This is a genomic window from Rathayibacter sp. AY1C7 (assembly GCF_002931865.1).
Lineage (GTDB): Bacteria > Actinomycetota > Actinomycetes > Actinomycetales > Microbacteriaceae > Rathayibacter.
In genome coordinates this window covers 129,538-156,319 of the sequence record NZ_PSWB01000003.1, presented here as the reverse complement: position 1 = coordinate 156,319, position 26,782 = coordinate 129,538, and the positions used below count along the sequence as shown (strand labels likewise).

Genomic DNA, 26,782 nt, shown 5'->3' with positions numbered 1-26,782 from the left:
GGAGTGGTCCAGAGCGGAGCGGTCGATGGCGTCGGGCGATCTGGAGATCCCGCTCCTCCTCGGGCCGTCGCCGCGCGGCTCGGTCCGCGCCGGGCTCGCCGAGGCGCTGCGCCAGGCGGTGCTGGACGGGCGCTACCGGGCGGGCGATCCGATCCCGTCGAGCCGCGTGCTCGCCGAGCGGCTCGGCGTCTCGCGGGGCTCCGTCGTCGCCGCGGTGGATCAGCTGGTGGGGGAGGGCTACCTCGTCGCCCACCCGCGCGCAGCGGTGACGGTCGCCTCCGACGGACTGCTGGCGCCGGCGCCGCAGGAGCCGCGGCCGGAGTCCCGGGAGACCGTCGTCCCGCCCGCCGCGGCGGACCTGAGGCCGGGCCGGCCGGACACCCGCGCCCTCGACACCCCGGAGTGGCGGGCCGCCTGGCGCCTGGCGCTCGCCTCGCCGCCCTCGGCGCCTCCTCGGGGTTCCGGGGACCCGGCCCTGCGGGAGCAGATCGCCGAGCAGCTGCGCCGGTCCCGCGGCGTCGACGTGCAGGCGTCGGACGTGGTGGTGACCAGCGGCACCGCGGGCGCCGTCGCGCTCCTGGCCCGCGCCGCCTCGGCCTCGCTCGGACGCGAGGTGCGCGTCGCCGTCGAGGACCCCGGCTACCCGGCCGTCCGGCGCCGCCTGCGCGCCGACGGGCACGAGGTCGTCGGCGTCCCGGTGCGCGGCGACGGCATCGACCTCGACGCTCTCGCGAGCTCCGGCGCGGACGTGGTCGTCGTGACTCCGTCGCACCAGTACCCGACCGGCGGCAGGCTCGCCCTCGCCGAGCGCCTGGAGCTGGTGCGCCGCGCGTCGGCCGGCCCCCTGCTCGTGGTGGAGGACGACTACGACAGCGAGTTCCGCTACGTCGGCGCCCCGCTGCCCGCGCTCGCCTCGCTCGACTCCGGCGGCGGAGTCGCCCATGTCGGGTCGTTCTCGAAGACCGTCTCGCCGTGGCTCCGCATCGCCTACCTGGCCGTTCCGCGGGCGTCCTGGCTGCGCGCGGCGCTGGCGGGCCTCGACGACGAGAAGGACGCCTCCGCCTCGGGTCCGACGCAGGCGGCGCTCGCGCAGTTCATGGCGAGCGGGGCGTTCCGGAGGCATCTCACGCGCTCGAGACGGCGCTACGCCCACCGCCGTGAGCTGGTCCACGCATTCGGGGAGTCGGTGCCGTGGGGGCGCGCGAGCGGACTCGACGGGGGTCTGCACGTCCTCCTCTCCCTGCCCGCGCCTCTGGACGCGCACGCCGTCGCGGCCGCGCTGCTCCGGGAGGGACTGCTCGTCGCCACTCTGCACGAGTACGCCCTGTCGGGACGGGCCGCGACCGAGGCGCTGGTCCTCGGCTACGGCCATGTCGGCGACCTCGAGCTCGCTGCGGCGCTGGACCTCGTCGACCGGACCGTCCGCGCGCTCGCCGCCGGGGCCGTCCGTGGTATCCCTGGAGGATGACCCGCGACTCCGCCCTGCACATCACCGACGATCCCGACGCCGACGCGCTGCTCAGCTGCGACCCGCTGGCGCTGCTGATCGGGATGCTCCTCGACCAGCAGGTCGCGATGGAGACGGCCTTCTCCGGGCCCCGCAAGATCGAGGAGCGCCTCGAGGCGGAGGGCGCCTCGTTCGACGCCGCGTCGATCGCGGGCTTCGACGAGGACGCGTTCTCGGAGCTCTGCCGGACTCCGCCCGCGATCCACCGCTACCCGGCGAGCATGGCGGGGCGCGTGCAGGTCCTCTGCCGCGCTCTGGTCGACGACTGGGACGGCGACGCCGCGGCCGTCTGGACGCGGGACGAGCCCGACGGCCGCACGGTCCTCGCGCGTCTGAAGGCGCTGCCCGGCTTCGGCGAGCAGAAGGCGCGGATCTTCCTCGCCCTGCTCGGCAAGCAGCGCGGATTCCCGGGGGAGGGCTGGCGCTCGGCCGCGGGCGCCTACGGAGAGGAGGGCGCCTTCCGCTCGGTCGCCGACATCGTCTCTCCGGAGTCGCTGACGAAGGTCCGCGCCACCAAGCAGGCCGCGAAGGCCGCCGCCAAAGCGGAGAAGTAGGGCCGGGGGCGGCGGCCGGATGGATCGAGCGCTCGACGACGGTCCCGGTCGCCGTCTCCGCAGTCGCAGGCCGAGCAGCCCGACCCGATGATCCCCGCCGCCACCGCCCGGCTGCGCTTCCGCGAGATGACCGCCGAGGACCTCCCCGACATGGCGGATCTGCTCGGCGACCCGGTCGTGATGCGGTACTACCCCGCGCCGAAGGACCGCGAGCAGGCAGCCGCCTGGATCGAGCGGAACCGGCGCAACTACCGCGAGCACGGCTTCGGGCTGTGGATCGTCGAGACCCTCGACGGCGAGTTCGTCGGCGACTGCGGGTTGACCTGGCAGCGCGTCGACGGCGGGATCGAGCTCGAGGTCGGCTACCACGTGCGGGCCGGTCTGCACGGCCGCGGCTACGCCACTGAGGCGGCTGCGGCCTGCCGCGACCTCGCGCTCGCCCACCGCCTCGCGGGACGACTCGTGGCGCTCGTGCACCCGGACAACGCCGCCTCGAGGCGCGTCGCCGAGAAGACCGGCCTCCGCGTGATCGCCGAGGACCGCGACGGCGGCGGACTCCTCCGCACCGTGCTCGGGATGCCGCTCGTCGGGCCCGGGCGCCGGCCTCGGGAACGCTGACCGAACGCCCCCGACGGCTCCGGACCATCGCGCGCGGAGCAGGCCCTGAGCTGGAGCAGATCCTGAGCTAGATCCGGTCCTCCAGCGCCGCGATCAGCGCCGCGCGGTCCTCGCGGAGGATCGAGGCCCCGCCCCCCGGCACGGTCCGCACCTCGACGCCGCGGCCGGCGAGGACGCCGCCCAGCGAGCCGTGGCCCAGCGGGTCCTCCGGCATCACGGCGAGCGTCGGCACGGGGAACGTCTCGGGGGCCTCGGCCGCACCCCGTGCCGTCAGCCCGCCGGCGGAGTCCTGCTCCCAGAGCGCGTGGGCCGACACGTCGAGCTCGATCTGCTCGTCCGTCCAGATCGGGTGGCGGTGGCGGAGGGAGTCTGCGTCGCCCTTCTCGACGTGCGCGACCGAGCCGCCGCGGTGGAGCGCGCTCGTCAGTCCTCGGGCGTCCGAGAACGCGGGGTCGAGCAGGACGAGCCGGGCGGCGCCGTACTCGGGGGCGAGCCGGGTGGCGACGACGGCGCCGAGGCCGTGGCCGATGACGAGATCGGGGGTCTGCAGCACCGAGGCGCGGACGTCCGACGCCCAGTGCTCCGGCGAGTACACGGGCGACGCCGGCGAGCCGCCGTGACCGGCGAGATCGGGGGCCACCACGCGGTAGCCGTGCTCGTGCAGCGTCGGGACCAGGGCGTACCAGATCCGGGAGTCGGAGCCGAGGCCGTGAAGGAGGAGCGCCGTCCGCTCGCCCGTTCCGCCGTAGTCGCGGACGAACAGCGCCAGCGGCTCGGCCGGCGCGGCGGCCAGCGCCTTCCGCTCGGCACGGGTCGGCTCGAGCACGAGGGTGTTGCCGAACGCCTGCGGTGCCGGCCCGAACGCGTCGCGCGCGCTCTGGATCACCTTGCGGCCGAGCATCGCGTTGCCGACGCCGCCCAGTGCCGCTCCGATCCCGAACGGCATCGCCCGGCCGACCAGGCCCGCGCCCTGTTGGGCGAGGAAGTGCTTGGCGAAGGACTTCTTCGCGCGGTCCGCCAGCTCGCCCACGAGGAAGGACGGCAGGCCCTTCGTGACCACGGAGCCCCAGTACTGGTTGAGGCCGCTGCCCCCGCCGACGGCCTGCCCGGCCACCTGGCGCACCATCTCGCTGCCGGAGGAGCCCATCATCAGCGTGAGCACGAGGGCCCGCGCGCGGTCCGGGTCCTCGAGCGGGATCCCGTGCACCTCCGTCACCGACTGCGCGAAGAGCGCGCTCGCCTCCAGGAACCCTGCGGCTCCCGCGCCGGAGAGAGCCACCGAGGCGGCCGTGCCGATGCCGGGGACGACGGCGGTCGCCCCGATCGCCGCGCCTCCCGCGGCCACGCTCGAGAGGTACTGCCGCTCGAGCGACGTGATGATCTGCTCCGGAGTCGCCCCGGGACGCCGGCGCCGCAGCAGGCGGATGTTCGCCAGCACGGCCGGGCGCTGCACCGCGAGGAGCCGGTCGAGCAGTTTCGCCAGCTGAGCGTTCTCGGAGCCGTCGGCCTGCTCCACCTCGCCGGCCCTCTCCACGGCGCGCTCGCGCTTGCGGTCCTTCTGGGCCATGTCGTGCACTCCTGCGTCCTCGGGCGCCGCGTGCGGGAGGGGTCAGTCGTCGGAGACGGTGCCCTGGACGGGCGGGCCCTCGGCCGGCGCCGTGCTGCTCCGCGGTGTCGGCGCGTAGTCCTCAGCGTAACGCGCGAGCACCTCCTCGATCGGCGCGTCCAGCACCAGGCGGCCCTTGTCCAGGTAGAGGCCGCGCGTGCAGAAGCGGCGGAGGTCGCGCTCGTTGTGCGAGACGAAGAAGAGGGTGCGGCCGGAGGCGAGCAGCTCCTCGATCCGCGCGTAGCACTTCTCGCGGAACGCCCTGTCGCCGACCGCGAGCACCTCGTCCACCAGGATGATCGGCTCCTCGAGCCGCGACACGACGGAGAAGGCGATGCGCACCTTCATCCCGCTCGAGAGGTGCTTGTAGGGGGTGTCGAGGAAGTCGCCGATCTCGGCGAACTCGATGATCGAGTCGAAGCGCGCGTCGACCTCGCGCTTGGACATCCCGTGGAGACCCGCGGTCAGGTAGACGTTCTCGCGGACGCTCAGGTCGGCCACGAAGCCGCCGGTGATCTCGATGAGCGGAGCGACGCCCCCGCGCACCTCCACCGCGCCCTCGTCCGGCAGCACCACGCCGGCGACGAGCTTGAGCAGCGTCGACTTCCCCTGACCGTTCCGGCCGACGACACCGATCGCCTCGCCCGCCCGCACCTGCACGTCGAGCCCGCGCAGCGCCCAGAACTCGCCGGGCCGCGAGCGGCGGGAGCGGCCGGCGAAGAGGTCCTTGAAGGAGCGGCGGCCCCGCCGGTTGCGGCGGAAGCGGATCCCGAGGCCGCGGCACTCGATGACCACCGGGGCGTCGGCCATCACAGCTCCTTCAGCACCGCGCGCTCGGAGCGGCGGAAGACGACGAGGCCCAGCGCCAGCACGAGCACCGAGATGCCCGCGGAGGCGAGGATGAGCGGGACGTCGAGCTCGCTCTCGAAGAACGCGGAGCGGTAGAGGGCGAAGATCCCGCTGAGCGGGTTGAGCGCCGCGAGCGGCCGGATCTGCTCCGGCAGGTTGGCCGTGGAGTAGATGATCGGCGACGCGTAGAAGAGGAACCGGAGCACGAGCTTCACGGCCCGCTCCAGATCTCGGAAGAACACCACGAGCGGGGCCACCAGCAGACCCACGCCGAGCGTGAGCACCGCCTGCAGCAGGATCGCCACGGGGAACAGCAGCGCCGCCCAGGTCAGGTGCGCGCCGGCGATCACGGCGAAGAGCGCCAGCACCGGCAGGCTCGCCACGAACTCGATGCCCTTCGAGAGCACGATCCGCCCGACCCAGATGGTCCGCGGGATCGACGTCGACCGCACCAGCTTCGCCTCGCGGAGGAACGCGCGGGTCGCGTCGGAGGTCGCCTGGTTGAACCACATCCAGGGCAGCAGGCCCGCGAGCAGGAAGACGATGTACGGGTCCTCGCCGACGGTCCGCCGGAAGACGACGGTGAAGACGAAGAAGTAGATGCCCGACATGACGAGCGGGTCGAGCACCGACCAGACGTAGCCGAGCGAACTCGTGGCGTACCGGACGGTGAGGTCGCGCCTGGTGAGCAGCCAGAGGGAGTGGCGGTAGCGCCAGGCCCGGGAGCGCCGGTGGCGCAGGGCCGTCTCGGTCGCGAGGGTGTCGGCCGTGCTCACTGCGCGACTCCTCCCGTCGGCTCCGCTCGAGCCGGGGGAGGAGCCGGGAGCGTCAGACGAAGAGGTTCGCGCGCTCGAGGTCCTCGGCGAAGTCCACCTCGACGGCGTAGAGGTCGGAGATGTCCATCGGCTCGACGAGCAGGCGGTCCTGCTCGATCGCCAACTCTATGCCACGCTCGAAGTAGTCCTGGGCGTCGACCCGGCCGAGCTGGCGCACCAGCGCGGCCTTGTCGGAGGCGGACACGTAGTTGATTCCGACCGCCTCGCCGAGGCCGCCGCGCACCGTCTTGGAGAGCTCCTGGATGAAGCCCTCGGCGCTCGTCGTGTACTTGACCTCCTCGTCCGACACCTTCGAGGTGTTGACGGTGACGAAGGAGACGTCCTTCGCGATCAGCGCGGCCGCGCGGTCGAGGATGCGCGGGTCGAAGACGACGTCGCCGTTCATCCAGAGCACGCCACCCTGCCCGCTCGCCTGCAGCGCGCGGAGGAGGCTCTTGGAGGTGTTGGTCTGGTCGTACTGCTCGTTGTAGACGAACGTCGCCGAGGGGAAGGCCTCGATGATGTGCTCGAGCTTGTAGCCGACGACGATGCTCACCGGGACCTTCGTGCCGAAGGCGTGGTGGATGTTGTCGAACTGCTGCTGCATGATCGTCCGCCCGTCGCTGAGCGGCGTGAGCGGCTTGGGGAGGGAGCGGCCGAGCCGGCTGCCCATCCCTGCGGCGAGGATGACGACGGTGGCGGGGCTGCTGCTCGTCGAACCTGTGTGCATCATCGTGTGTTCTCCTCGAATTAACCGCTGCGTCTCGATCTGGTCGACTCCTCGGGTAGAGACCTAGTGTACAGTTCACGCCCCCCGGGGCCAGGGTGGTTGACCTCTCGCCGTGTCGCCGGGTGTCGGCGCGGGCGCCGGGGGCCCGCGGGCGAGTTGGTACCGTAGCCGGATGACGTCCGTGACGAACGCCGAGCCCGCTGAGGGTGCCGCGGATCCGGACGGCGCCTCGCCCGTCGTCTTCGAGCTGCACCAGCTGACCCGGACCTTCGGGAGGACGGTGGCGGTCGACCGCATCGACCTGGCCGTCCGCGCGGGGACCTTCTACGGGATCATCGGCCCGAACGGCGCGGGCAAGACCACCACGCTCTCGATGATGACGGGCCTCCTGCGACCCGACACCGGCCGCGTCCTCGTGCACGGCGTCGACGTCTGGAAGGACCCGTCGGCCGCGAAGCCGCTGATCGGGGTCCTGCCCGACCGCCTCCGGCTGTTCGACCGGCTCACCGGCGCCCAGTTCCTCGCCTACTCCGCCGCGCTGCGCGGCATCGACCTCGCCACGGCGAAGCAGCGCACGGTCGAGCTGGCCGAGGCGCTCGGGCTCTCCGACGCGCTGGAGCGCCTGATCTCGGACTACTCCGCGGGGATGGCGAAGAAGGTCGCCCTCGCGGCGGCGATGATCCACGCCCCGCGCGTGCTGGTCCTCGACGAGCCGTTCGAGTCGGTGGACCCGGTCTCCTCGGCCGCCGTGATCACCGTGCTGCGCCGCTTCGTCGAGGGCGGCGGCACCGTCGTCCTCTCCAGCCACGGGCTCGACTTCATCGAGCGCGTCTGCGACGACGTGGCCGTGATCGTCGGCGGGCGCGTGCTCGCCTCCGGGACGGTCGCGGAGGTCGCCGGCACCGCGACGCTGGAGGAGCGCTTCCTCGAGCTCGCGGGCGGCAAGCAGATCGCCGAGGGGCTGCAGTGGCTGCACGACTTCTCCGGCTGAGGATCGACGTCCTCCTGGGCGCGTTCCGCTCCGGGCCCGCGCGCTCGGCCGGCGCCGTCCTGGGCGTGCTCGTGGTCGTCGCGGTGACGGCCCTGCTGATCGGGGCGATCGGCGCTCTGCGCTCCTCGGACGCGGCGGCGGGCGCTCTCGTGACCGCCGGCGGCCTCGTCTCCGTCGGCTTCCTGGTGCTGCCCTTCCTGCTCGGCCCGCTCGACCCGATGGATCCGCGCGCGTTCCGCCTCTTCGGCCTTCCGCCGCTCCGCCTCGCCGGGGCGCTCGCCCTGGCCGGCCTCGTCTCGGTCCCCACGCTCGCCCTGCTGGTGGTCGGGCTCGCGAGCGCGCCGCTCGTCCCGGGCGCAGGCGCCTTCGCCGTGGTCGGCCCGCTCCTCGCGGTGGCGACGGCCTCGCTGTTCGCGCGGATCGGCCTCGCCGCCTCCGCCGCCCTCGTCCCCTCCCGGACCGCCCGCGAGCTGCTGGCCGTCCTCGGCCTGGTGCTGATGCTGGGCGGTCCCGCAGCCCTCGGCGCCGCCGCGCTGGTCGACACGGGGGACACCCCGGTGCTCGAGCGCTGGGGCGCGGCGATGGGGGCCACTCCGTTCGGCGCGGCGTGGATGATCGCGCCGGCCGCCCGGACCGGCGACGCGCTCGGCCCGCTCCTGCTGGCCCTGGCGACGCTCGTCGCGGCGGGCGCGCTCTGGTGGCTCGTCGTCCGCCTGCTGACGGAGCGCCCCGAGCGCACGCACCGGCCGCCGCGCGGCCTCCGGCTGGGCTGGTTCGACGTCCTCGGCTCGACCCGGACCGGCGCGATCGCGGCGCGCAGCATCACCTACTGGCTCCGGGATCCGCGCTACCAGGCGTCGCTCGTCGCCGTGCCGGTGCTGCCGGTCGCAGCCCTGCTGCTGCTCGCGGTCGTCGGCGTCCCCTTCCCGCTGCTCTCGCTGCTCCCGGTCCCGCTGATCGCGCTGTTCCTCGGCTGGTTCCTGCACAACGACGTCGCCTACGACGGCTCGGCGTTCTGGCTCCACGTGGCCGCGGGCGTCCGCGGCTGGTCGGACCGGCTCGGCCGCGCCTTCCCGACCCTCCTGCTCGGCGTGCCGGTCGTCGTGCTCGGCTCGCTGATCAGCAGCGCGACCTCGGGGCTCCCCGATGCGCTGCCCGTCGTGCTCGCGGTGAACACCTGCCTCCTGCTCGTCCCCGCTGGCGTCGCCAGCGCCGTCTCGGCGAGGCTCGCCTATCCGGCTCCGCGCCCGGGCGACAGCGCGTTCACGCAGCCCCAGGCCCCCGGAGCCAGTGGCGCCGGTCCGCAGTCCCTCGCGTTCGGCCTGGGGCTGCTCCTCTCGGCTCCGGCCGTGGTGCTCGGCGTCCGGGCCCTGTTCGTCGACCCGGAGGCGGCGGGCGACGCCGTGCTCGTCGGCTTCGGCAGCGCAGTGGTCGTCTTCGCCCTCGGCGTGCTCCTCGGCGGCCGGCTGTTCGAGCGCCGCGCGACCGAGCTGGTCGCGTTCACCAGCCGCTACTAGCGCCGCCCGATCCGGAGCGCACGGCCGCGGGCCCGGGCTCCTCGCGTAGGATCGTCGGCATGATTCCGCGCGTCCAGAACAGCAGCACCGACCCCCTCGAGGGAGGCGGAGGAACCGCCACGCTCGACCGCGAGCTCGAGGAGCTCCTCAACCAGGAGTCCATCGAGCCGGGCGACCACGAGCGCTTCTCCCACTACGTGCCGAAGGACAAGATCCTCGAGAGCGCCATCACCGGCAAGCCGGTCCGCGCGCTCTGCGGCAAGAAGTGGCTCCCGGGCCGCGACCCGGAGAAGTTCCCGGTGTGCCCGGCCTGCAAGGAGATCTACGCGAAGATGAAGTGAGCTCCCGCCCCGCTCACTCGTAGCGGGTCGGGATGACGGGCTCGCCGCGGCCGAGCCGGAGCGCGTCGATCGGCAGCTCGAGGACCGCGTTGGCGTGGTGCTCGCGGGCTGCCGCCACTCCCTCGATGCCGAGGTGCTCGGGACGGATCGTCCCGTCCTCGATCAGGGGGACGAGCAGCGCCCGCTCGCCCTCGCCGACGGCGCCCTCGGGGCCGGCACCCACGTGCACGACCTCGGCCTCGGCGATCCCGTCGTCGGAGAGCAGACGGCCGGCGGCCTTCCGTCCGCCGATCGACGCCTTCGAGACCGACTTCTTCGCCACCGCGACCCACTCGCCCGCGTCGTCCTCGTGCGCGACCAGCTTGTAGACCATGCCCGCCGTCGGGTGGCCCGAGCCCGTCGCCACCGAGGTGCCGACGCCGTAGGAGTCGACCGGTGAGGCCGCGAGCGCGGCGATCCCGTACTCGTCGAGGTCGTTCGTGACGGTGATGCGCGTGCCGGTCGCGCCGAGCGCGTCCAGCTGCTGCCGGACGGCGGCCACCTGCTGGGGGAGGTCGCCGGAGTCGATGCGCACGGCGCCGAGGCCGGTGCCCGCGACGCGGACCGCCAGGTCGACGGCGGCCGTCACGTCGTAGGTGTCCACGAGGAGGGTCGTGCCGGGGCCGAGTGCGGCGACCTGCGCGCGGAAGGCCTCCTCCTCCGAGTCGTGGAGGAGCGTGAAGGAGTGCGCGGAGGTACCCATCGTGGGCACGCCGAAGCTTCGGCCCGCCTCGAGGTTCGAGGAGGCGCCGAATCCGGCGATGTAGGCGGCGCGAGCCGCCGCGACGGCGGACCGCTCACCGGCGCGGCGCGAGCCCATCTCGGCGAGCGGTCGCCCGTCGGCGGCCGAGACCATCCGCGCGGCGGCGCTCGCCACGGCGCTGTCGTGGTTGAGGACGCTGAGCACCAGGGTCTCCAGGAGCACGCCGTCGGCGAAGGGCGCCTCGACGATGAGCACGGGGGAGCCCGGGAGGTAGACCTCGCCCTCGCGGTAGCCCCAGACGTCGCCGCGGAAGCGGTAGTCGGCGAGCCAGTCCAGCGTGCGGGAGTCGACCACGCGGTTGTCGCGGAGCCAGGACAGCTCGTCGTCGCCGAAGCGGAAGCGCGAGATCAGCTCGAGGAGCCGGCCGGTGCCCGCGAGCACGCCGTAGCGGCGTCCCGGCGGGAGGCTCCGGGCGAACACCTCGAACATGCAGCGGCGGTCGGCGGTGCCGCTGCCGAGGGCGCCCTCGACCATCGTGAGCTCGTACCGGTCGGTGAGGAAGGCCGTGGAGTCCATCCGCTCAGTGTTCCACGGCCGCCCCCGCGCGCCCAGGCGCGGATGCCGGGGCTTGCGCACGCCGCCGGGTCCGGGAACGGCGTGCGGCCGGGACCGGGCCGCAGGGCGCGGGTAGGCTGTTCCTCCGTGACGGACGCACCGCTGGGCATCTTCGACTCCGGAGTCGGCGGGCTCACCGTCGCCCGCTCCGTGATCGACCAGCTGCAGAACGAGTCGATCGTCTACCTCGGCGACACCGCGCACTCGCCCTACGGCCCCAAGCCGCTCGCCGACGTCCGCGCCTACGCCCTCGACACCCTCGACACGCTGGTCGACCAGGGCGCCAAGCTGCTCGTCATCGCCTGCAACACCGCCTCGGCCGCGATGATGCGCGACGCCCGCGAGCGCTACACGCTCGGCCGCGGCATCCCGGTGATCGAGGTCATCCAGCCCGCCGTCCGCAGCGCTGTCCGCGACACCCGCAACCGCCGCGTCGGCGTGATCGGCACGGTCGGGACGATCCGCTCCCGCGCCTACGACGACGCCTTCGTCGCCGCGCCCGACCTGCAGCTGTTCACCGCTGCCTGCCCGCGCTTCGTCGAGTTCGTCGAGGCGGGAGTCACCTGGAGCGACGAGCTGCTCGCGGTGGCGGAGGAGTACCTCGCGCCGCTCAAGGCCGCGGGGGTCGACACGCTCGTCCTCGGCTGCACCCACTACCCGCTGCTGCGCGGTGCCATCGCGTACGTGATGGGGCCGGACGTCCGCCTCGTCTCGAGCGCCGAGGAGACCGCGCTCGACGTCTACCGCACCCTCGTGGCGCACGGCCTGCAGCGCACCTCCGCCGCGCCTCCGACCTACCGGTGGGAGGAGACGGGCTCGAGCGACTTCGTCCGCCTCGCCCGCCGCTTCCTCGGTCCGGAGGTCTCGAGCGTCGACCTCGTCGAGACCGGCACCATCAACCTGCGCGAGCTCGACCGGGCCGCGCTCCCGCACGATCGAGGGAGACCCGAGTGACCGACAGCACCGCATCGAAGGCCGCGCGCAAGGACGGGCGGGCGCCCGACGAGCTGCGCACCGTGACGATCGAGCGCGGCTGGAGCACCCAGGCGGAGGGCTCCGCGCTCGTCTCGTTCGGGAACACCAGGGTGCTCTGCACCGCCTCCTTCACGAACGGCGTGCCGCGCTGGCTGCAGGGCAAGGGCAAGGGCTGGGTCACCGCCGAGTACGCGATGCTGCCCCGATCCACCAACTCCCGCATGGACCGCGAGTCGGTCAAGGGGAAGGTCGGCGGGCGCACGCACGAGATCTCGCGGCTGATCGGCCGGAGCCTGCGCGCGGTGGTCGACACGAAGGCGCTCGGCGAGAACACCCTCGTCATCGACTGCGACGTCCTCCAGGCCGACGGCGGCACCCGCACCGCGGCGATCACCGGCGCCTACGTGGCGATGGCCGACGCGATCGAGTGGGCGCGCGGCAAGAAGTACGTGGGGCAGAAGGCGCAGCCGCTGATCGACAGCCTCTCGGCGGTGTCCGTCGGCATCATCGACGGCGTGCCGATGCTCGACCTGGCCTACGTCGAGGACGTGCGCGCCGAGACCGACATGAACGTCGTCGTCACCGGACGAGGCCTGTTCGTCGAGGTGCAGGGCACCGCCGAGGGGGCCCCGTTCGACCGCCGTGAGCTCGACGCCCTGCTCGACCTCGCGGTCGCCGGTGCCTCCGACCTCGCCCGCATCCAGGCCGAAGCGCTCGCCGCGGAGCCCGGAGCGTGAGCCTGGACCTCGTCCTCGCCACGCACAACGCGGGCAAGGCGGAGGAGTTCCGCGCCATGCTGGCCGGCGCGCTCCCCGGAGTCGGCGTCCGCGCCTACGACGGACCCGAGCCGGTCGAGGACGGCGTGAGCTTCGCCGAGAACGCGCTGATCAAGGCGCGCGCGGCGGCGGCGCACACCGGCCTCGTGGCGCTCGCGGACGACTCCGGGATCTGCGTCGACGTCCTCGGCGGCGCGCCGGGCATCTTCTCGGCCCGCTGGTCGGGACGCGCGCACGACGCGACGGCCAACCTCGAGCTCCTCCTGGCGCAGCTGCACGACGTGAAGGCGGAGCACCGCGGTGCGCACTTCAGCTGCACCATCGCCCTCGTGGTGCCGGACTCCGTGCTCCCCGGCGGGCAGGAGACGGTGGTCGAGGGCCGCTGGGACGGCGCGATCGCGACGGCGCCGCGCGGTGCGAACGGCCACGGCTACGACCCGGTGTTCGTCCCCGAGGCCGGGGCGCTCACGGCGGCCGAGCTCGCTCCCGAGCAGAAGAACGCCCGGAGCCACCGCGCCCGCGCCTTCACCGCGCTGCGCGCCGAGCTCGCCGCCCTGTCCGCCCGGCTCTGACCCCGGCGGGCTCAACCGCGAACTGCCACTCCGGTGCACGCCTGTCGGCGTGCCGCGTGCCGGAGTGGCGTCCCCCGGAGGCGGAGGTCAGGACTTCGGCTGCTTGTCGTCCAGGGTGTCGGCGTCGAGCACGTAGGCGGCCGACTCGGTCGAGTCGGTCTCGGGGTCGGCGGCGAGCTTCGCCTTGCGCTGCTGCTGGAAGAAGTGGAACAGCGTCGGCACCAGCGCGAGCACGACCGCGCCGATCAGGATCACGTCGATGTAGTGCGAGACGAAGTCGGCGACCGGCGGGATGAAGGCGAGCAGCCACCCGATCAGGGTGACCCCGCTGCCCCAGATCAGGGCGCCGATGAGGTTGTAGAGGCTGTACTTGCGGTAGTTCATGTGAGCCACGCCGGCCGCGATCGGCGCGAAGGTGCGGACGATCGGCACGAAGCGGGCGAGGATCACGGCGAGGCCGCCGAAGCGCTCGAAGAACGCGTTGGTCCGCTTCACGTTCTCGATGCTGAAGAAGCCGGACTCCTTGCGCTCGAAGATGCGCGGGCCGGCCTTGTGCCCGATCAGGTAGCCGACCTCGCCGCCGACGAAGGCCGAGAACCCGACAGCCAGGCAGATGAGCCAGATCGGGACGCCGAGGCCGCCGTTCGACGCGTTCTCGTGCGCCAGCAGGCCCGTGATGATCAGCAGCGTGTCGCCCGGGAAGAGGAAGCCGATCAGCAGTCCGGTCTCGGCGAACACGATGAGGCAGACCACGAGCACACCCCAGGGGCCGAACGAGGTCAGGATCGTCTCCGGATCGAGCCAGGGGACGAGGGCGGCGTGATTCAACGGATCTCCAGTCGACGGGGGCCGGTGGCCGGTCGGCGGTCACGCGAGCGCGCTCAGCGTACCGGCCGATCCCGTGCGGAAGGAGGGACTCGAACCCTCACGCCTCTCGGCACAGGAACCTAAATCCTGCGTGTCTGCCATTCCACCACTCCCGCGTGCGGGCTCCAGTGTAGGAGGAGGGCTCCGCGCCTCAGCCGCGGGAGGCCGCCCGGGGGAGGTACCGCGGGATCCAGCGGGCGAGCGCCCCCGCTCCGCCCAGACCGAGCACCCCCATCACGACGGCGGCGAAGGGGAGGGAGACGAGGGCGGTGAGCGCCGACACGACGATCGGGGCGGCGGCGTTGCCCGCGTCGCCGGTGAAGCGGAACGCGCCGAGGAACGGGGCCGGATCGGCGGGGGGCGCGAGATCGGCGCCGATGGTCATCAGGATCCCGGAGCCGATGCCGTTCGCGGCCGCGAGCACGCAGGCCACGGCGACGAACCAGGGCACCGGATCGAGGGCGAGCACCGAGGCGGCGAGGGCGAGGTGGCCGAGCCCGAGGCCGATCATCGAGGGGATCGCGGTGGCGCCCCGGCCGAAGCGGTCCATCAGCTGGCCGCCGGCGTAGAAGAGGGCGAAGTCGAGCGCGCCGGCGATGCCGATGATGATCGCGGTGTCGGTCTCGGCGAGCCCGATGCTCACCGCCCAGAGGGGGAGGATCAGCGTCCGGCTCGCCCGCAGCGCCCCGATCACGGCGGCGCCGGTCCCCATCCGAGCGAGGACCCCGCGGTGCTCGCGCAGCGTCCCGAGCAGCGACTGCGGCGACTCCGGGACGGTCGCCGACGCCTCCGCGGCGACCACGTCCTCCGGAGCGGCGCGGTCGGCCGCGGCCTGCGCCCGCCGCAGCACCGTCGCGGGGTCGGGCACGAGCAGCAGGACCACGACCGCCGCCACGCAGCAGACGATGTGCACCCAGAAGACGGACTCGACGGAGCCGGTGAGGTGCACCACCCCGGCCGCCAGGAACGGGCCGATCAGCCAGCCGGCGCGGAACGCCCCGGCGAGGGCGCTGAGCGCGCGGGCGCGGTGCGTGATCGGGACGAACGACGTCATGAACGCGTGCCGCGCCAGCGCGAAGACCGCGGTCGCGAGGCCGATCACGAAGACGCCGATCGTCAGCCCGACCCATGACGTCGAGAGCAGGCACACCACGAGCCCGAGGATCGACGCGGCCGAGGCTCCGAGCATCGCGCCGCGCTCGCCGATCCGGGAGACGATCCAGCCGCTGGGGATGTCGCCCGCCAGCTCGCCGATCATGATCATCCCCGCCACGAGGCCCGCCAGGGCCAGCGTCGCGCCGAGGTCGCCGGCCGCGGCCGGCAGGAGGGGGATGATCGCCCCCTCGCCGATGGAGAAGAGGAGGGTGGGGAGGAAGGTCGACAGCAGCAGCGGCCCGACGGGGAAGGGGCGCGGAGCGGTGCTGGTCACCGTCCCCAGGGTACGCCCGGGCCGGAGGGCGGCCCCCGCCCCCCGGTAGTCTGGACGCACCATGCTGGACAACGACTTCACCGAGCAGATCACTGCTCTCCGCTCCACCTTCGCCGACATCCGCGCCGTCATCGACGTGGACGGTCTCCGCTCGAAGATCGCCGAGCTCAGCGAGCAGGCCGGCGCCCCCGACCTGTGGGACGACACGGCCAACGCGCAGAAGGTGACCAGCGCCCTCAGCCACCGCCAGTCCGAGCTCGCGCGGATCACCGCGATCGACCGGCGCCTGGACGACCTCGAGGTGCTCGTCGAGATGGCGAACGAGGCCGAGGACGCCGAGTCCGAGCAGGAGGCGATCGCCGAGCTCTCCTCCCTCCAGAAGGTCATGGGCGAGCTCGAGGTGCAGACCCTGCTCGACGGCGAGTACGACGACCGCCCCGCCGTGGTCACCATCCGCGCGGGAGCGGGCGGCGTCGACGCCTCCGACTTCGCCGAGATGCTCATGCGCATGTACCTCCGCTGGGCCGAGAAGCACAAGTACGCGGCGACCGTCATGGACGCCAGCTACGCGGAGGAGGCGGGCATCAAGTCGGCCACCTTCCAGATCGACGCCCCCTACGCCTTCGGCACGCTCTCGGTCGAGGCCGGCACCCACCGCCTCGTGCGGATGAGCCCCTTCGGCGCCGCGGGCAAGCGCCAGACCTCCTTCGCCGCGGTCGAGGTCATCCCGCTGATGGAGGAGGCCGGGGCGATCGAGATCCCCGACAACGACATCCGCGTGGACGTCTTCCGCTCCTCCGGCCCCGGCGGCCAGTCGGTGAACACCACCGACTCCGCGGTGCGCCTCACCCACCTGCCCACCGGCACCGTCGTGTCGATGCAGAACGAGAAGAGCCAGATCCAGAACCGCGCCGCGGCGATGCGCGTGCTCCAGTCGCGGCTCCTGCTGCTGCAGAAGGAGCAGGAGGCGGCCACCAAGAAGGAGCTCGCCGGCACCATCACCGCGAGCTGGGGCGACCAGATGCGCAGCTACGTCCTCGCTCCGTACCAGATGGTGAAGGACCTGCGCACCGACCACGAGGTCGGCAACCCCTCGCACGTGTTCGACGGCGATCTGGACGGCTTCATCGCCGCCGGGATCCGCTGGCGGAAGTCCTCCTAGCGCGGCTCGGGCGCGTCCCCACCGACGCGCCGCGCGCCCCCTCGGCGGACTCTTCGGGATCGTCGCTTACCCTCGTACCGACATGATTCGCTTCGACAACGTCTCCAAGCAGTATCGGGGCGGCACGAGACCCGCCCTCAACGCCATCGATCTCGAGATCCTCCGGGGCGAGTTCGTCTTCCTCGTCGGCGCCTCCGGCTCCGGCAAGTCGAGCTGCCTCCGCCTGATCCTCAAGGAGGAGCGCCCCTCCTCCGGGTCGATCCACGTGCTCGGGCAGAACCTCGGCAAGATCTCGAGCCGCAAGGTCCCGTACTTCCGCCGCAACATGGGCGTCGTGTTCCAGGACTTCCGGCTGCTGCCGAACAAGTCGGTCTTCGACAACGTCGCGTTCAGCCTCCAGGTGATCGGCAAGTCGAAGGGCTACATCCAGGAGGCCGTCCCGGACACGCTCAAGATGGTGGGCCTCGCGGGCAAGGCGTCGCGCCTGCCCCACGAGCTCTCCGGCGGCGAGCAGCAGCGCGTGGCGATCGCCCGCGCCGTCGTCAACAAGCCGGCCGTCCTGCTGGCCGACGAGCCCACGGGCAACCTCGACCCGACCACGAGCGCCGGCATCATGGCGCTGCTCGAGCGGATCAACGCGGGCGGCACGACCGTGATCATGGCGACCCACGAGGCCGGCATCGTCGACCAGATGAAGCGCCGCGTCATCGAGCTCTCGGCCGGCAGCATCGTCCGCGACGAGAGCCAGGGCGGCTACGGCCAGACCGAGAGCATCACCGTCGTCCACGACGGCGTCGTGGTCGTGGCGGCCGACGACCACGCGGTCGCCGAGCAGCCCGCGCCCCCGGCGATCATCGACAGCGAGCTCGCGCCCGCCGAGGTCCCCGAGATCGACCTGCGCCAGGAGGCCCCGGCCCCGCCGCCCGAGCCGGCCCGCCTCTCGCAGACCGCCGCCCAGCCCCGCGTCCCCGAGGGCCGCCGCTCCGCCGCCGTCGAGCCGGAGCGCGAGCCGGAGCCGGCCGCCGAGCCCGCCGCCGCCCCGCGCGTCGTCGAGCTGCAGAGCCAGACCGGTCCGATCTTCCTCCCCGCCGACACCGGCGCCCTGCCCGAGGAGTCGCTCGCCGCGCGCCTCGGCCTCCGCGCCCACGCGGGCGAGGGCGACGAGACCGGCGACGACCAGCAGAACGTAGGACCCGTCAAGTGAGATTCGCACTGATCTGGTCGGAGGTCGCCAGCGGCCTCCGGCGCAACGTCTCCATGGTCGTCTCGGTGATCCTGGTGACCTTCATCTCCCTCACCTTCGTCGGCACGGCGATCCTGCTCCAGATGCAGATCGGCCAGATGAAGAACTTCTGGTACGACAAGGCGCAGGTCGCGGTGTACATGTGCACCGCCACCTCCGGCGGCTCGAACTGCAGCGGCTCCGACGCCACCGCCGAGCAGATCGACGCGGTGCAGGGCCAGCTCGAGGGCGCCACGCTCGCGCCGTACATCGACCGCTCCTACTTCGAGGACCACGACCAGGCCTACGCGAACTTCCAGGAGCAGTTCGCGGGCAACCCGGTCGCCGAGTACGTCACTCCCGACCTGCTCAACCAGACCTTCTGGATCAACCTGAAGGACCCGACCCAGTCGGACGTCATCGTGGAGAGCCTGTCGAGCGTCTCGGGAGTCGAGAGCGTCACCGACCAGCGGCAGTACCTCGACCAGATCTTCTCGATCCTCAACGCGGCGAGCTACACGGCGATCGGCATCGCCGTCCTGATGCTCGTCGCGGCCGTGCTGCTCATCGCCACCACGATCCGCCTCTCGGCGTTCTCGCGGAGACGGGAGCTGGGCATCATGCGGCTCGTGGGGGCCTCGAACAGGTTCATCCAGACCCCGTTCATCCTCGAGGGGGTCTTCGCCGCGCTGGTCGGCTCGATCCTCGCGGGAGTCGCGGTGGTCGCCATCGTGCAGGTCTTCGTGCAGGGGTTCCTGGCGTACCGGATCCCGCTGACCTCCTTCGTGGGACTCGACGACGCTCTGATCGTCGTGCCGATCCTGATCGTGGTCGGCATCGTCCTGGCCGCCGTCTCGGCGAACGTCGCGATCGCGCGGTACCTGCGGGTCTGATCCCGGACCGGACGTATACTGGTGGGCTGTCCCGTTCGGGGCGGCCCACCGGTGCATCGCCCCGACGATGCCCGCCCCCTTCATCCGCTCGCGACCCGAGGAGCAGCCGTGCCCAGAGAACAGGGACAGAAGGTCGTCGCGACCAACCGCAAGGCGCGCCACGACTACCTCATCGAGGACACCTACGAGGCGGGCCTCGTGCTCACCGGCACCGAGGTGAAGTCCCTCCGGGCCGGCCGCGCCTCGCTGGTCGACGGCTACGCCTTCGTCGACGGGGGAGAGGCGTGGCTCGACGCCGTCCACATCAACGAGTGGGCGCAGGGCACCTGGACGAACCACCCGCCGCGCCGCAAGCGCAAGCTGCTGCTGCACAAGGCGCAGATCCTCAAGATCCACAACAAGGTGAAGGAGGGCGGGTACACGCTGATCCCGCTCTCGCTGTACTTCAGCGACGGCAAGGCCAAGGTCGAGCTTGCCGTGGCCAAGGGCAAGAAGGACTACGACAAGCGCCAGGTCCTCCGAGAGCGCCAGGACCGCCGCGAGGCGGACCGTGCGATGTCGACCCGCCGCCGCCTCGGCGAGTAGGCCCCGGCGGGCACTGTCCGACGGGTGCCGCGCAAGCCTCTTCTTCGCGCCCCGTGCTTTGGGAGACTGGGGCGCGTGACCTCCCCCGAGAACAGCGCCCCCGCCGCCCTGAGCGCCGCCGACGAGAAGACGCGGTGGCGCGCTTTCGCGGTGAGCGTCGGAGTCGCGGCCATCACGATCCTCGACCTCTCGAAGGTCAACGTCGGCCTGCCGTCGATCGAGCGCTCGCTCGGAGCGGACGCGAGCCAGCTGCAGCTGATCGTCGCGGGCTACGCGCTCGCCTTCGGACTGGCGCTCGTGCCGGCCGGTCGGCTGGGCGACATCCGCTCGCGCCGCCTGCTGTTCCTCATCGGGCTGACCGCGTTCACGGTGACGAGCCTGCTCTGCGCGCTCGCGCCGTCGATCGAGCTGCTCGTCGTCGCGCGCTTCCTGCAGGGCGTCGCCGCGGGCATCCAGATGCCCCAGGTCCTCGGGCTGGTGCAGCAGATGTTCACCGGCGCCGAGCGGGCCCGGGCCTTCGGGGTCTTCGGCGCGACCATCGGCCTGTCGACCGCCTTCGGCCCGACCCTCGGCGGCCTCCTGATCGCGATCGGCGGCGAGCAGGACGGCTGGCGCCTGCTGTTCTGGATGAACATCCCGCTGGGCGTCGCCGCGCTGGTCTTCGCCTGGAAGCTCATCCCGAAGAAGCGCTCGCGGCCCGAGGGAGACCGGTCCCTCGACCCGGTCGGCCTGCTCCTGCTGGCGGTCGCGATCTTCGCGTTCATGCTGCCGTTCCTGCTGACCACGGGCTCCTCCTCGGACTCGCCCTACCGCTGGTTCTGGCTGGTCCTCGCCGCGGCCGCCGCCGCCGTCTTCGTGCGCTGGGAGGCGCACTACGCCGCGTCGGGGCGGACGCCCGTCATCGACTTCCGCATCTTCCGGACCAGCTCCTACCGCAACGGCATCCTGGTCGCGACCTCCTACTTCGCCGCGATCCCGGCGACCTTCCTCCTCACCACGCTCTTCCTCCAGCAGGGGCTCGGCCTCGAGCCGGTGTTCGCCGGCATGGTGAGCATCCCGTTCGCGCTGACCTCGGCGGTGACAGCCTGGTACGGCGGCAAGCTCGTGCAGCGCTACGGCCGCGCACTGGTGGTGCTCGGCATCGTGCTCGTGGTCATCGGCTTCACGCTCGTGCTGCTCGCCGCCGAGCTCCTCCCGGCCGAGACCGCGGCCTACGGCATGGGTGCCGCGATGCTCGTCGCCGGGGCCGGCGGCGGCTTCGTCGTGTCGCCGAACCAGACGCTCACCCTCGCCGAGATCCCGCCGGCGCAGGGCGGCGTGGCGGGCTCCGTGGGCCAGCTCGGCCAGCGCGTGGGCACCGCGGTCGGCACCGCCTGCGCCTCCGCCGTCTTCTTCGCGACGCTGGCGAGCGAGCAGGGGATGGCGGAGGGGCTGGACCGCTACCACGACGCCTTCCGCAACGGCTACTTCGTCACCCTCGGGCTGATCGCGCTCGCGCTCGTGCTGGGTCTGCTCGATCTGCGCCGCCGCCGGGTGACCGCCCGCGGAGCTGAGGTAGACTAGGACTCGTAACTCCACAGTGTGCGACGAACGACCCACTCCAGCGGCCTCCGGGCCGTCGAGTGCTCGCGGGGATGATCGGTTTCGACATTGCCTGCGAAACTGCGAGAAGCGGGTCGAGGATCCAGGGTCATCTCGTCAACGATCCCTGGAAAACACAGGTGCCGAACAGAAGCGCACCGACTTCGCTCTCGCTGCCTAAGCCAGAGTAGATAGTCCGTCAGCCCGTGGGTGCGTCCTCGCCCCGGATCCTGGCGTCATCGAGAGGACTTGCTGCGTCGTTACGCCTGAGGGCGACGCGGGACTTGCACTCGGGCTGGGCCCGTCGACCGATGCGCCGATGGTAACGGTCGGGGCCGAGCAGAACGCTCTCATCGGCTACACCCGTAGAAGGCGCAGAATCACAGCGATGGACGGGGGTTCGATTCCCCCCATCTCCACCACCGGTCGTCGTCGCACACTGGGAGCTCCGCTCCGCCGCCCTCACGACGGGCGCACGTCGAGCTGTCTGATCCGCCCGTAGAGGGTGAGCATCGCCAGCCGGTCGTCGTCGTCGTGCGCCGGGCCGGCGAGAGCCTGCGGCGGGGCCCAGTCCCGGTAGAGCACGCCCGGCGCCAGCACGGCGACGGCGGTGCCGGCCGGGTAGTGGGCGCTGCGGTCCACCGGCAGCTCGGCGAACGCGTCGGGCAGGAGCCGGTGCAGCACCTCCAGCAGAGGACGGAGGCGTACTGCTCGCGCCTCGTGCACGGAGAGGGTCACGGCGTTCATCGCGGCGAGCGCGGCCACCAGGTGCTCGGCGGCGTCGTCGTCGTCGCACCGCTCGGTGACCAGCAGCGAGACCACACCGCGCGGCTTCAGCCAGCCGAGCGTGGCGGCCTCGTCGTCGCCGTCCACCGAGACGACGCGGTCGGAGGCGTGGGCGTAGTCGTGCAGGAGCCGCGACCAGACGTCGCCCGGGCCGGGCCCGTCGACCTGCGCGACCGCCTCCGCCGCGGCGAGCAGGGAACTCTGCCGGTGGAGCCTCGGGAACAGGCTGTCCGCCGGTCCCCGGTGCTGCTCGGCCGTGCGCGAGCGCTCGGGGGGTTCCTGGTCGTGCCGGTCCTGCATGTCGACTCCTGAGCCGCCGGTCTCCGCGCCCCCTCGCGCCTGCCGGTCGTCCCTTCACCCTGCGCTCCGACGGAGCACGTGTCAATGAGCCGAACGGGGGTCGATCGGAGCCGTGGTCAGCGAGCGGAGCCGAAGAGGCTGCCGGTGGTGGAGTCGTCGGCCGGATCGAGGACCGCGCAGACGATCGTGCGGTCCCCGTGGCGCCAGCCGACCTCGGAGGGGACGAGCGAGCTGTACTCGAGGGCGGAGTCGCCGTAGGCGATCCCCATCACGGCGCCGAACTCCGGCTCGCAGCCCGCCTCGGCCTGGGCGAGCAGCGTGTTGCGGCTGGTGTAGCGGTCTCCGGGCTGCGCGAACGTGTGGAAGACCTCCAGTGCGTGCTCCTCGGCGCACGGGACGACGTCCACGTCGTCGATGCGGTCGTCGCCCGGGTCGGCCAGGCAGTCGCCGCGCCGCAGCGAGAACACGTCGGTGACGCCGGCGGTCGCCACCGTGCCGCCCTCGTCACGCACGGCCTCCGGGCCGTCCGGCCCGACGACGGAGGAGCAGCCCGAGAGGAGCAGGAGGAGCGCCGCCGAGGCGAGCGCGGCCGTCCGGCTCCTCATCGCGGCGCCACGATCGCGAGCACCTCGTCGTGCAGCAGGCCGTTGGTGGCGACGGCGCTGCCGTGCCACGGCCCGTCCTCCCCGTCGGCGGAGGTGAAGCGGCCGCCCGCCTCCTGCACGATCGGCACCAGGGCCGCCAGGTCGTAGGGCTTCACGTCGAACTCGCCCGCACCGTCGAGGAGACCCTCGGCGACGAGCATGTAGGGCCACGCGTCCCCGTACGCCCGGTCGCGCCAGACGGCGCCGGCGAGCTCGAGCAGCTGCGGGAGACGGCCCGCGCCCTTCCACTGCTGGATGCTGTTGTAGCTGAAGGTCGCCGAGGCGAGCGTGTCGATCCCCGAGACGCGCAGCGGTCGCGGCTCGGCCCCAGCCTCCAGCTCGACGGCCCAGGCGCCGGAGCCCTCGGCCGCCCACCAGCGCGTGCCGAGAGCGGGAGCGGAGACGACTCCGACGACGGGGACGCCGTCGACCGCGAGCGCGATCAGGGTCGCCCAGATCGGGACGCCGCGGAGGAAGTGGGCGGTGCCGTCGATCGGGTCGAGGATCCACTGCCGCGAGGCCTCGCCCGAGGTGCCGAACTCCTCGCCGAGGATCGCGTCGTCCGGACGCTCGGCGGCGAGCAGCGCGCGGATCGCCTCCTCGACGGCGCGGTCGGCGTCGGTGACCGGGGTGCGGTCGAGCTTCGTGTCCACGACGAGGTCGAGCGCGCCGAACCGCTCCCGCGAGATCGCATCGGCCGCGTCCGCCAGGCGGAGGGCGAGTCGGAGGTCGTCGTCGAAGCTCTGGTCACTGCTCTGCGGGGTCACGCGACCACGATACCGGTGGGTCCCGCGGAGCCTCCGATCGCTGCCGCGGGCGTTCCGTCGCACTCGATTTGACGAGACGGGGGGAGACGCTGGTAATGTGATCCCTCGGTTCGGCACGCACGATCAGCCGGCCGGAACGCACCTCTAGCTCAATCGGCAGAGCAACTGACTCTTAATCAGTGGGTTCTCGGTTCAAGTCCGAGGGGGTGCACCACCAGCCCCGCACCTCCTCGTGAGGTGCGGGGCTTCGTCGTTCCCGGTCCGAGTCCGTTCCCGACCTCCTCGGAGCGCCCGCGGGGGGAGCGCCGGCCCGTGCTCACTCGCTGGAGGGTGCGGCGGTCGACGGGTCGAGCAGCGGCAGGACTCCGCGGAAGCCGGCGCTCGTGGAGCCGATCCCGACGTCGAGCGCGTCGGAGGACCGGCCCTGGTCGTCTGCGGCGGCGGTCAGGCTCAGGGTGATGCCCGTCCGCGTGAAGGTCCGGGCGACGGTGCTCCAGGCGAGGTCGACGTCTCCGTCCGCCGACGCCAATAGGCGCCTGAGCATCCGCACGGTGTCCGGCGCAGAATGCGGACCGACCCCCGTTCGCGTGGCAGGATCTCCGTTCGCTTCCGTTTCCCCTCCAGAAAGGACCGATGTGCCCGAAGACGTCCTCCCCGTGATCGGCTCGATCGCGCTCGCCGTGGTGATCGCGGTCGTGATCGCCGTGGTCGCGACCGCCGTCGTCGCCCTCGTGCTGCGCTCGGTCGGCAAGCGCAAGACCTGGGCGCGCCTGCTGATCCGGCGTCTGCGCATCCCGTTCCGCGTGCTGCTGATGACCATCGCGGTCTGGGCCGCGCTCGCCGCCACCGTGTCGGGCGACCCCTGGCCGGGTCTCGTGCAGCGGGTGTTCCAGATCGCCACGATCGGCGCGGCGGCGTGGGTGATCGGATCCCTGTTCGTGTTCCTCGAGGACCTGGGCGCCGAGCGCTACCGGACCGACACGGCCGACAACCGCCGGGCACGCCGCCTCCGCACGCAGATGACGATCATCCGGAGGGTCGCCGTGGCGGCCGTCGTGGTCATCGCGATCGGCGCCTCGCTGCTGACCTTCCCCGAGGCCCGCACGGCCGGTGCGAGCCTCCTGGCCTCGGCCGGCGTGCTCTCGATCGTGGCGGGCCTGGCCGCGCAGTCGAGCCTCACGAACATCTTCGCCGGGATGCAGCTCGCCTTCAGCGACGCCATCCGCCTGGACGACGTGGTGATCGTCGAGACCGAGTGGGGGCGGATCGAGGAGATCACGCTGACCTACGTCGTCGTCCACCTCTGGGACGACCGCCGCCTGGTGCTGCCCACGAACTACTTCACGACCCAGCCGTTCCAGAACTGGACCCGCACCGGGTCCGAGCTGCTCGGCGCCGTCGAGCTCGACCTGGACTGGCGGGTCAGCCCCGAGCAGATGCGCGAGGAGCTGCACCGCATGCTCGAGGAGACCGACCTCTGGGACCGGCGCACCAGCGTGCTGCAGGTGACCGACGCGACGGGCGGCTTCGTCCGGATCCGGGTGCTCGTCACCGCGAAGGACGCGCCGACGCTCTTCGACCTGCGCTGCTACGTGCGCGAGCGGCTCGTCTCGTGGCTGCACGAGAACGACCCCGTCGCCCTCCCGCGTCAGCGCGTCGAGATGGAGCGGGAGCCCGTTCCCGCCGCGACCCCGCGCCGGCACGGGTCCTCCGCCCCGGACAACCTGTTCTCGGGCGACGAGCGCTCGAACGAGCGGGGGGCGATGTTCACAGGTCTCATCGACCTGCGGGACACCCCGGAGCGGGACACCCCGAAGCGGGAGCTGCCGCCGCGGGACTGACTCCTGCGAGGACGCCGCTCGCACGGCCGCACCCGGGGTGCGCGCGGCGAGCGGCGTCCCGCAGGGCGGTCAGCGGTTCACGGAGCTCATGTCGGCGTAGCGGTCGCCGACGGGGGCCTCGAGCGAGCCGAGGACGTCGAGCTGCTCCGCGGTCAGCACGAGGGCGTCCGCGGCGGCGTTCTCCTCGATGCGCGAGACGCGCTTGGTGCCCGGGATCGGAGCGATGTCCTCGCCCTGGGCGAGCAGCCAGGCGAGCGCCACCTGCGCGGCGGTCGCGTCCGCCTCTGCCGCCACACGGTCGACGGCCTCCACGATGCGGAGGTTCGCCTCCAGCGCTCCGTCGGCGAAGCGGGGGTTGTCGCGGCGGAAGTCGTCGCTGCCCAGCTCGGCGACCGAGCGGATGCTGCCCGTGAGGAAGCCGCGGCCCAGCGGCGAGTACGGGACGAAGCCGATGCCGAGCTCGCGGAGGACCGGCAGCACCTCCGCCTCGGGGTCGCGGGTCCAGAGCGAGTACTCGGACTGCACAGCGGTGACCGGGTGCACGGCGTGAGCGCGCCGGATCGTCGAGGGCGCCGCCTCCGAGAGGCCGTAGCCGCAGAGCTTGCCCTCCTGGATCAGCTCCGCGAAGGCCCCGGCGGTCTCCTCGACCGGGACGCCCGGGTCCATGCGGTGCTGGTAGTAGAGGTCGATGCGGTCGGTGCCGAGGCGCGCGAGCGAGCCCTCGACGGCGAGCCGCAGGTTCTCCGGGGAGCCGTCGAGTCCGCGGCCCCCGTCGCCGCGGTGGCGGATCATGCCGAACTTGCTCGCCAGCACGACCTCGTCGCGGCGGCCTGCCAGCGCTCGGCCGAGCAGCTCCTCGTTGGTGTACGGGCCGTAGATCTCGGCGGTGTCGAGGAACGTGACGCCCAGATCGAGGGCGCGGTGCACGGTGCGGATCGACTCCGCGTCGTCGGTGCCGGCGCCGGTGTAGAACGCCGACATGCCCATCGCGCCGAGACCGAGGCGCGAGACCTCGAGAGCAGCGACGTCGGATCCGAGGGTGATCGTCTTCATCAGTGGGTGGTCCTCTCCTGGTACGCCGCGATCTTGATGTCGATCGCGGCGAGGCTGGCGTGTGTCCGGGCGAGCTGCGCCTCGACCTCCTCGCGGTGCGTCCGGAGCAGCGCGAGGCGCTCCGGCTCCGTAGCGGGCCCGATCCGGAGGAGCCGGGCGTACTCGCGGATCCGCGCGATCGGCATCCCGGTCGAGCGGAGCTTGGTGAGGAAGTCGACCCAGCCGACGTCGGCCGGCCGGTAGCGGCGGTGCTGCGACGAGGCGCGCTCGACCGGGTCGAGCATGAGCCCGGCGCGCTCGTAGTAGCGCAGGGTGTGCACGGTGAGACCGGTGACGGCGGCGACCTGCGAGATCGACAGCACCTCCGGCTCGGCCGGGGCGGCGGTGGCGGTGGACATGGCGTCAACCTACGACTTCGAGTGCGCTCGAGGTCAAGCGGGAGCG

The 26,782-nt window shown here is 72.6% G+C and carries 28 protein-coding genes, 2 tRNA genes and 1 other RNA gene; 17 read left to right on the top strand and 14 right to left on the bottom strand.

Features of this window, described 5'->3' with window-relative positions; all coding sequences use genetic code 11:
- The first annotated feature begins 25 nt into the window (after positions 1–25).
- The 3 genes from C5C69_RS02750 (at position 26) to C5C69_RS02740 (ending at position 2,679) form a co-directional block, all read left to right on the top strand.
- Positions 26–1,468 (top strand): PLP-dependent aminotransferase family protein, encoded by a 1,443-nt coding sequence (locus tag C5C69_RS02750; RefSeq protein WP_181127012.1) that lies wholly within the window; start codon positions 26–28, stop codon positions 1,466–1,468.
- Positions 1,465–2,061 (top strand): HhH-GPD-type base excision DNA repair protein, encoded by a 597-nt coding sequence (locus tag C5C69_RS02745; RefSeq protein WP_104257267.1) that lies wholly within the window; start codon positions 1,465–1,467, stop codon positions 2,059–2,061. Before C5C69_RS02750 ends, C5C69_RS02745 begins: the two co-directional genes overlap by 4 nt.
- Positions 2,062–2,148: 87 nt before the next feature.
- Positions 2,149–2,679 carry a GNAT family N-acetyltransferase gene (locus tag C5C69_RS02740; RefSeq protein ID WP_104233193.1) on the top strand — a complete coding sequence of 177 codons (531 nt, stop codon included), beginning with the start codon at positions 2,149–2,151 and terminating at the stop codon, positions 2,677–2,679.
- A gap of 67 nt (positions 2,680–2,746) precedes the next feature.
- On the opposite strand, the gene C5C69_RS02735 is transcribed toward C5C69_RS02740, so the two are convergent.
- The 4 genes from C5C69_RS02735 to C5C69_RS02720 are packed head-to-tail and all read right to left on the bottom strand — an operon-like array spanning position 2,747 to position 6,682.
- Complete coding sequence (locus C5C69_RS02735) at positions 2,747–4,246, bottom strand: alpha/beta fold hydrolase (protein WP_104233194.1); 1,500 nt, start codon at positions 4,244–4,246, stop codon at positions 2,747–2,749.
- 42 nt (positions 4,247–4,288) lie between these two features.
- The gene (locus C5C69_RS02730) at positions 4,289–5,095 is read right to left on the bottom strand and encodes an ABC transporter ATP-binding protein (RefSeq protein ID WP_104223571.1); all 807 of its coding nucleotides are present in this window, start codon (positions 5,093–5,095) and stop codon (positions 4,289–4,291) included.
- On the bottom strand, positions 5,095–5,910 hold the full coding sequence (locus C5C69_RS02725) for an ABC transporter permease (protein ID WP_374953566.1): 816 nt from the start codon (positions 5,908–5,910) through the stop codon (positions 5,095–5,097). The genes C5C69_RS02730 and C5C69_RS02725 overlap by 1 nt, the downstream gene beginning before the upstream one ends.
- A gap of 52 nt (positions 5,911–5,962) precedes the next feature.
- On the bottom strand, positions 5,963–6,682 hold the full coding sequence (locus C5C69_RS02720; protein ID WP_258062260.1) for a phosphocholine cytidylyltransferase family protein: 720 nt from the start codon (positions 6,680–6,682) through the stop codon (positions 5,963–5,965).
- 169 nt (positions 6,683–6,851) lie between these two features.
- On the opposite strand from C5C69_RS02720, the gene C5C69_RS02715 reads away from it, so the two are divergent.
- From C5C69_RS02715 to C5C69_RS02705, 3 genes are read left to right on the top strand one after another with little or no spacing between them, the layout of a single operon-like run.
- On the top strand, positions 6,852–7,670 hold the full coding sequence (locus C5C69_RS02715) for an ABC transporter ATP-binding protein (protein WP_104223570.1): 819 nt from the start codon (positions 6,852–6,854) through the stop codon (positions 7,668–7,670).
- Complete coding sequence (locus C5C69_RS02710) at positions 7,646–9,187, top strand: ABC transporter permease (protein WP_104233196.1); 1,542 nt, start codon at positions 7,646–7,648, stop codon at positions 9,185–9,187. The genes C5C69_RS02715 and C5C69_RS02710 overlap by 25 nt, the downstream gene beginning before the upstream one ends.
- 59 nt (positions 9,188–9,246) lie before the next feature.
- Complete coding sequence (locus C5C69_RS02705) at positions 9,247–9,528, top strand: DUF3039 domain-containing protein (RefSeq protein ID WP_104223568.1); 282 nt, start codon at positions 9,247–9,249, stop codon at positions 9,526–9,528.
- 13 nt (positions 9,529–9,541) lie between these two features.
- Here the strand turns inward: C5C69_RS02705 and C5C69_RS02700 are convergent, their stop codons facing one another.
- Positions 9,542–10,846: a nicotinate phosphoribosyltransferase gene (locus tag C5C69_RS02700; protein ID WP_104257266.1), complete on the bottom strand. Its 1,305-nt coding sequence runs from the start codon at positions 10,844–10,846 to the stop codon at positions 9,542–9,544.
- Positions 10,847–10,972: 126 nt separating this feature from the next.
- Here C5C69_RS02700 and murI point away from each other — a divergent pair, with 126 nt between their 5' ends.
- The 3 genes from murI to rdgB are packed head-to-tail and all read left to right on the top strand — an operon-like array spanning position 10,973 to position 13,208.
- Complete coding sequence (murI, locus tag C5C69_RS02695; RefSeq protein ID WP_104223566.1) at positions 10,973–11,839, top strand: glutamate racemase; 867 nt, start codon at positions 10,973–10,975, stop codon at positions 11,837–11,839.
- Entirely contained in the window at positions 11,836–12,597 is a 762-nt protein-coding gene (gene rph, locus C5C69_RS02690) for a ribonuclease PH (RefSeq protein ID WP_104233199.1), read from the top strand. The genes murI and rph overlap by 4 nt, the downstream gene beginning before the upstream one ends.
- Positions 12,594–13,208 carry an RdgB/HAM1 family non-canonical purine NTP pyrophosphatase gene (gene rdgB, locus C5C69_RS02685; protein WP_104257265.1) on the top strand — a complete coding sequence of 205 codons (615 nt, stop codon included), beginning with the start codon at positions 12,594–12,596 and terminating at the stop codon, positions 13,206–13,208. The genes rph and rdgB overlap by 4 nt, the downstream gene beginning before the upstream one ends.
- Positions 13,209–13,295: 87 nt before the next feature.
- Here the strand turns inward: rdgB and C5C69_RS02680 are convergent, their stop codons facing one another.
- From C5C69_RS02680 to C5C69_RS02670, 3 genes are all read right to left on the bottom strand, one after another.
- A complete protein-coding gene (locus C5C69_RS02680; RefSeq protein WP_104257264.1) occupies positions 13,296–14,036 on the bottom strand; it encodes a DedA family protein in 741 nt (246 codons plus the stop codon).
- A gap of 74 nt (positions 14,037–14,110) precedes the next feature.
- Positions 14,111–14,191: transfer RNA gene (locus C5C69_RS02675), tRNA-Leu, on the bottom strand.
- Between the two features lie 35 nt (positions 14,192–14,226).
- Positions 14,227–15,504: an MFS transporter gene (locus C5C69_RS02670; protein WP_244230655.1), complete on the bottom strand. Its 1,278-nt coding sequence runs from the start codon at positions 15,502–15,504 to the stop codon at positions 14,227–14,229.
- 61 nt (positions 15,505–15,565) lie between these two features.
- Here C5C69_RS02670 and prfB point away from each other — a divergent pair, with 61 nt between their 5' ends.
- From prfB to ssrA, 6 genes are all read left to right on the top strand, one after another.
- Positions 15,566–16,666 (top strand): peptide chain release factor 2, encoded by a 1,101-nt coding sequence (gene prfB / locus C5C69_RS02665; protein WP_104226967.1) that lies wholly within the window; start codon positions 15,566–15,568, stop codon positions 16,664–16,666.
- Between the two features lie 82 nt (positions 16,667–16,748).
- The gene (gene ftsE, locus C5C69_RS02660; RefSeq protein ID WP_104233202.1) at positions 16,749–17,870 is read left to right on the top strand and encodes a cell division ATP-binding protein FtsE; all 1,122 of its coding nucleotides are present in this window, start codon (positions 16,749–16,751) and stop codon (positions 17,868–17,870) included.
- Entirely contained in the window at positions 17,867–18,781 is a 915-nt protein-coding gene (ftsX, locus tag C5C69_RS02655; protein WP_104223559.1) for a permease-like cell division protein FtsX, read from the top strand. The genes ftsE and ftsX overlap by 4 nt, the downstream gene beginning before the upstream one ends.
- A 108-nt stretch (positions 18,782–18,889) precedes the next feature.
- Positions 18,890–19,366: an SsrA-binding protein SmpB gene (smpB, locus tag C5C69_RS02650; protein WP_104223558.1), complete on the top strand. Its 477-nt coding sequence runs from the start codon at positions 18,890–18,892 to the stop codon at positions 19,364–19,366.
- 75 nt (positions 19,367–19,441) lie between these two features.
- The gene (locus C5C69_RS02645; RefSeq protein ID WP_104223557.1) at positions 19,442–20,929 is read left to right on the top strand and encodes an MFS transporter; all 1,488 of its coding nucleotides are present in this window, start codon (positions 19,442–19,444) and stop codon (positions 20,927–20,929) included.
- Positions 20,930–20,996: 67 nt separating this feature from the next.
- Positions 20,997–21,369, top strand: a transfer-messenger RNA (tmRNA) gene (gene ssrA, locus C5C69_RS02640).
- Positions 21,370–21,409: 40 nt separating this feature from the next.
- Here ssrA and C5C69_RS02635 read toward each other — a convergent pair.
- The 3 genes from C5C69_RS02635 to C5C69_RS02625 form a co-directional block, all read right to left on the bottom strand.
- Positions 21,410–22,033 (bottom strand): hypothetical protein, encoded by a 624-nt coding sequence (locus tag C5C69_RS02635; protein ID WP_104257262.1) that lies wholly within the window; start codon positions 22,031–22,033, stop codon positions 21,410–21,412.
- Between the two features lie 116 nt (positions 22,034–22,149).
- Positions 22,150–22,638 carry a septum formation family protein gene (locus C5C69_RS02630; RefSeq protein ID WP_104257261.1) on the bottom strand — a complete coding sequence of 163 codons (489 nt, stop codon included), beginning with the start codon at positions 22,636–22,638 and terminating at the stop codon, positions 22,150–22,152.
- Positions 22,635–23,444 carry an inositol monophosphatase family protein gene (locus tag C5C69_RS02625; RefSeq protein WP_104233205.1) on the bottom strand — a complete coding sequence of 270 codons (810 nt, stop codon included), beginning with the start codon at positions 23,442–23,444 and terminating at the stop codon, positions 22,635–22,637. Before C5C69_RS02625 ends, C5C69_RS02630 begins: the two co-directional genes overlap by 4 nt.
- A 138-nt stretch (positions 23,445–23,582) precedes the next feature.
- Between C5C69_RS02625 and C5C69_RS02620 the strand changes: the two genes are divergently transcribed.
- Positions 23,583–23,658 (top strand) — tRNA-Lys (locus tag C5C69_RS02620).
- Between the two features lie 102 nt (positions 23,659–23,760).
- On the opposite strand, the gene C5C69_RS16855 is transcribed toward C5C69_RS02620, so the two are convergent.
- Entirely contained in the window at positions 23,761–23,988 is a 228-nt protein-coding gene (locus C5C69_RS16855; protein ID WP_181127015.1) for a hypothetical protein, read from the bottom strand.
- A 91-nt stretch (positions 23,989–24,079) separates the two neighbouring features.
- Between C5C69_RS16855 and C5C69_RS02615 the strand changes: the two genes are divergently transcribed.
- Positions 24,080–25,285 (top strand): mechanosensitive ion channel family protein, encoded by a 1,206-nt coding sequence (locus C5C69_RS02615; protein ID WP_258067484.1) that lies wholly within the window; start codon positions 24,080–24,082, stop codon positions 25,283–25,285.
- Between the two features lie 69 nt (positions 25,286–25,354).
- On the opposite strand, the gene C5C69_RS02610 is transcribed toward C5C69_RS02615, so the two are convergent.
- Complete coding sequence (locus C5C69_RS02610) at positions 25,355–26,338, bottom strand: aldo/keto reductase (protein WP_104257260.1); 984 nt, start codon at positions 26,336–26,338, stop codon at positions 25,355–25,357.
- Complete coding sequence (locus C5C69_RS02605) at positions 26,338–26,736, bottom strand: MerR family transcriptional regulator (protein WP_104257259.1); 399 nt, start codon at positions 26,734–26,736, stop codon at positions 26,338–26,340. Before C5C69_RS02605 ends, C5C69_RS02610 begins: the two co-directional genes overlap by 1 nt.
- Positions 26,737–26,782 lie beyond the last annotated feature (46 nt).

Excerpts from the sequence above, each read along its gene's own strand:
- C5C69_RS02750 (WP_181127012.1), top strand. The coding sequence starts at position 26 with ATGGCGTCGGGCGATCTGGAGATCCCGCTCCTCCTCGGGCCGTCGCCG.
- C5C69_RS02745 (WP_104257267.1), top strand. The coding sequence starts at position 1,465 with ATGACCCGCGACTCCGCCCTGCACATCACCGACGATCCCGACGCCGAC.
- C5C69_RS02740 (WP_104233193.1), top strand. The coding sequence starts at position 2,149 with ATGATCCCCGCCGCCACCGCCCGGCTGCGCTTCCGCGAGATGACCGCC.
- C5C69_RS02735 (WP_104233194.1), bottom strand. The coding sequence starts at position 4,246 with ATGGCCCAGAAGGACCGCAAGCGCGAGCGCGCCGTGGAGAGGGCCGGC.
- C5C69_RS02730 (WP_104223571.1), bottom strand. The coding sequence starts at position 5,095 with ATGGCCGACGCCCCGGTGGTCATCGAGTGCCGCGGCCTCGGGATCCGC.
- C5C69_RS02720 (WP_258062260.1), bottom strand. The coding sequence starts at position 6,682 with ATGATGCACACAGGTTCGACGAGCAGCAGCCCCGCCACCGTCGTCATC.
- C5C69_RS02715 (WP_104223570.1), top strand. The coding sequence starts at position 6,852 with ATGACGTCCGTGACGAACGCCGAGCCCGCTGAGGGTGCCGCGGATCCG.
- C5C69_RS02705 (WP_104223568.1), top strand. The coding sequence starts at position 9,247 with ATGATTCCGCGCGTCCAGAACAGCAGCACCGACCCCCTCGAGGGAGGC.
- C5C69_RS02700 (WP_104257266.1), bottom strand. The coding sequence starts at position 10,846 with ATGGACTCCACGGCCTTCCTCACCGACCGGTACGAGCTCACGATGGTC.
- prfB (WP_104226967.1), top strand. The coding sequence starts at position 15,566 with ATGCTGGACAACGACTTCACCGAGCAGATCACTGCTCTCCGCTCCACC.
- ftsE (WP_104233202.1), top strand. The coding sequence starts at position 16,749 with ATGATTCGCTTCGACAACGTCTCCAAGCAGTATCGGGGCGGCACGAGA.
- C5C69_RS02635 (WP_104257262.1), bottom strand. The coding sequence starts at position 22,033 with ATGCAGGACCGGCACGACCAGGAACCCCCCGAGCGCTCGCGCACGGCC.
- C5C69_RS02630 (WP_104257261.1), bottom strand. The coding sequence starts at position 22,638 with ATGAGGAGCCGGACGGCCGCGCTCGCCTCGGCGGCGCTCCTCCTGCTC.
- C5C69_RS16855 (WP_181127015.1), bottom strand. The coding sequence starts at position 23,988 with ATGCTCAGGCGCCTATTGGCGTCGGCGGACGGAGACGTCGACCTCGCC.
- C5C69_RS02610 (WP_104257260.1), bottom strand. The coding sequence starts at position 26,338 with ATGAAGACGATCACCCTCGGATCCGACGTCGCTGCTCTCGAGGTCTCG.
- C5C69_RS02605 (WP_104257259.1), bottom strand. The coding sequence starts at position 26,736 with ATGTCCACCGCCACCGCCGCCCCGGCCGAGCCGGAGGTGCTGTCGATC.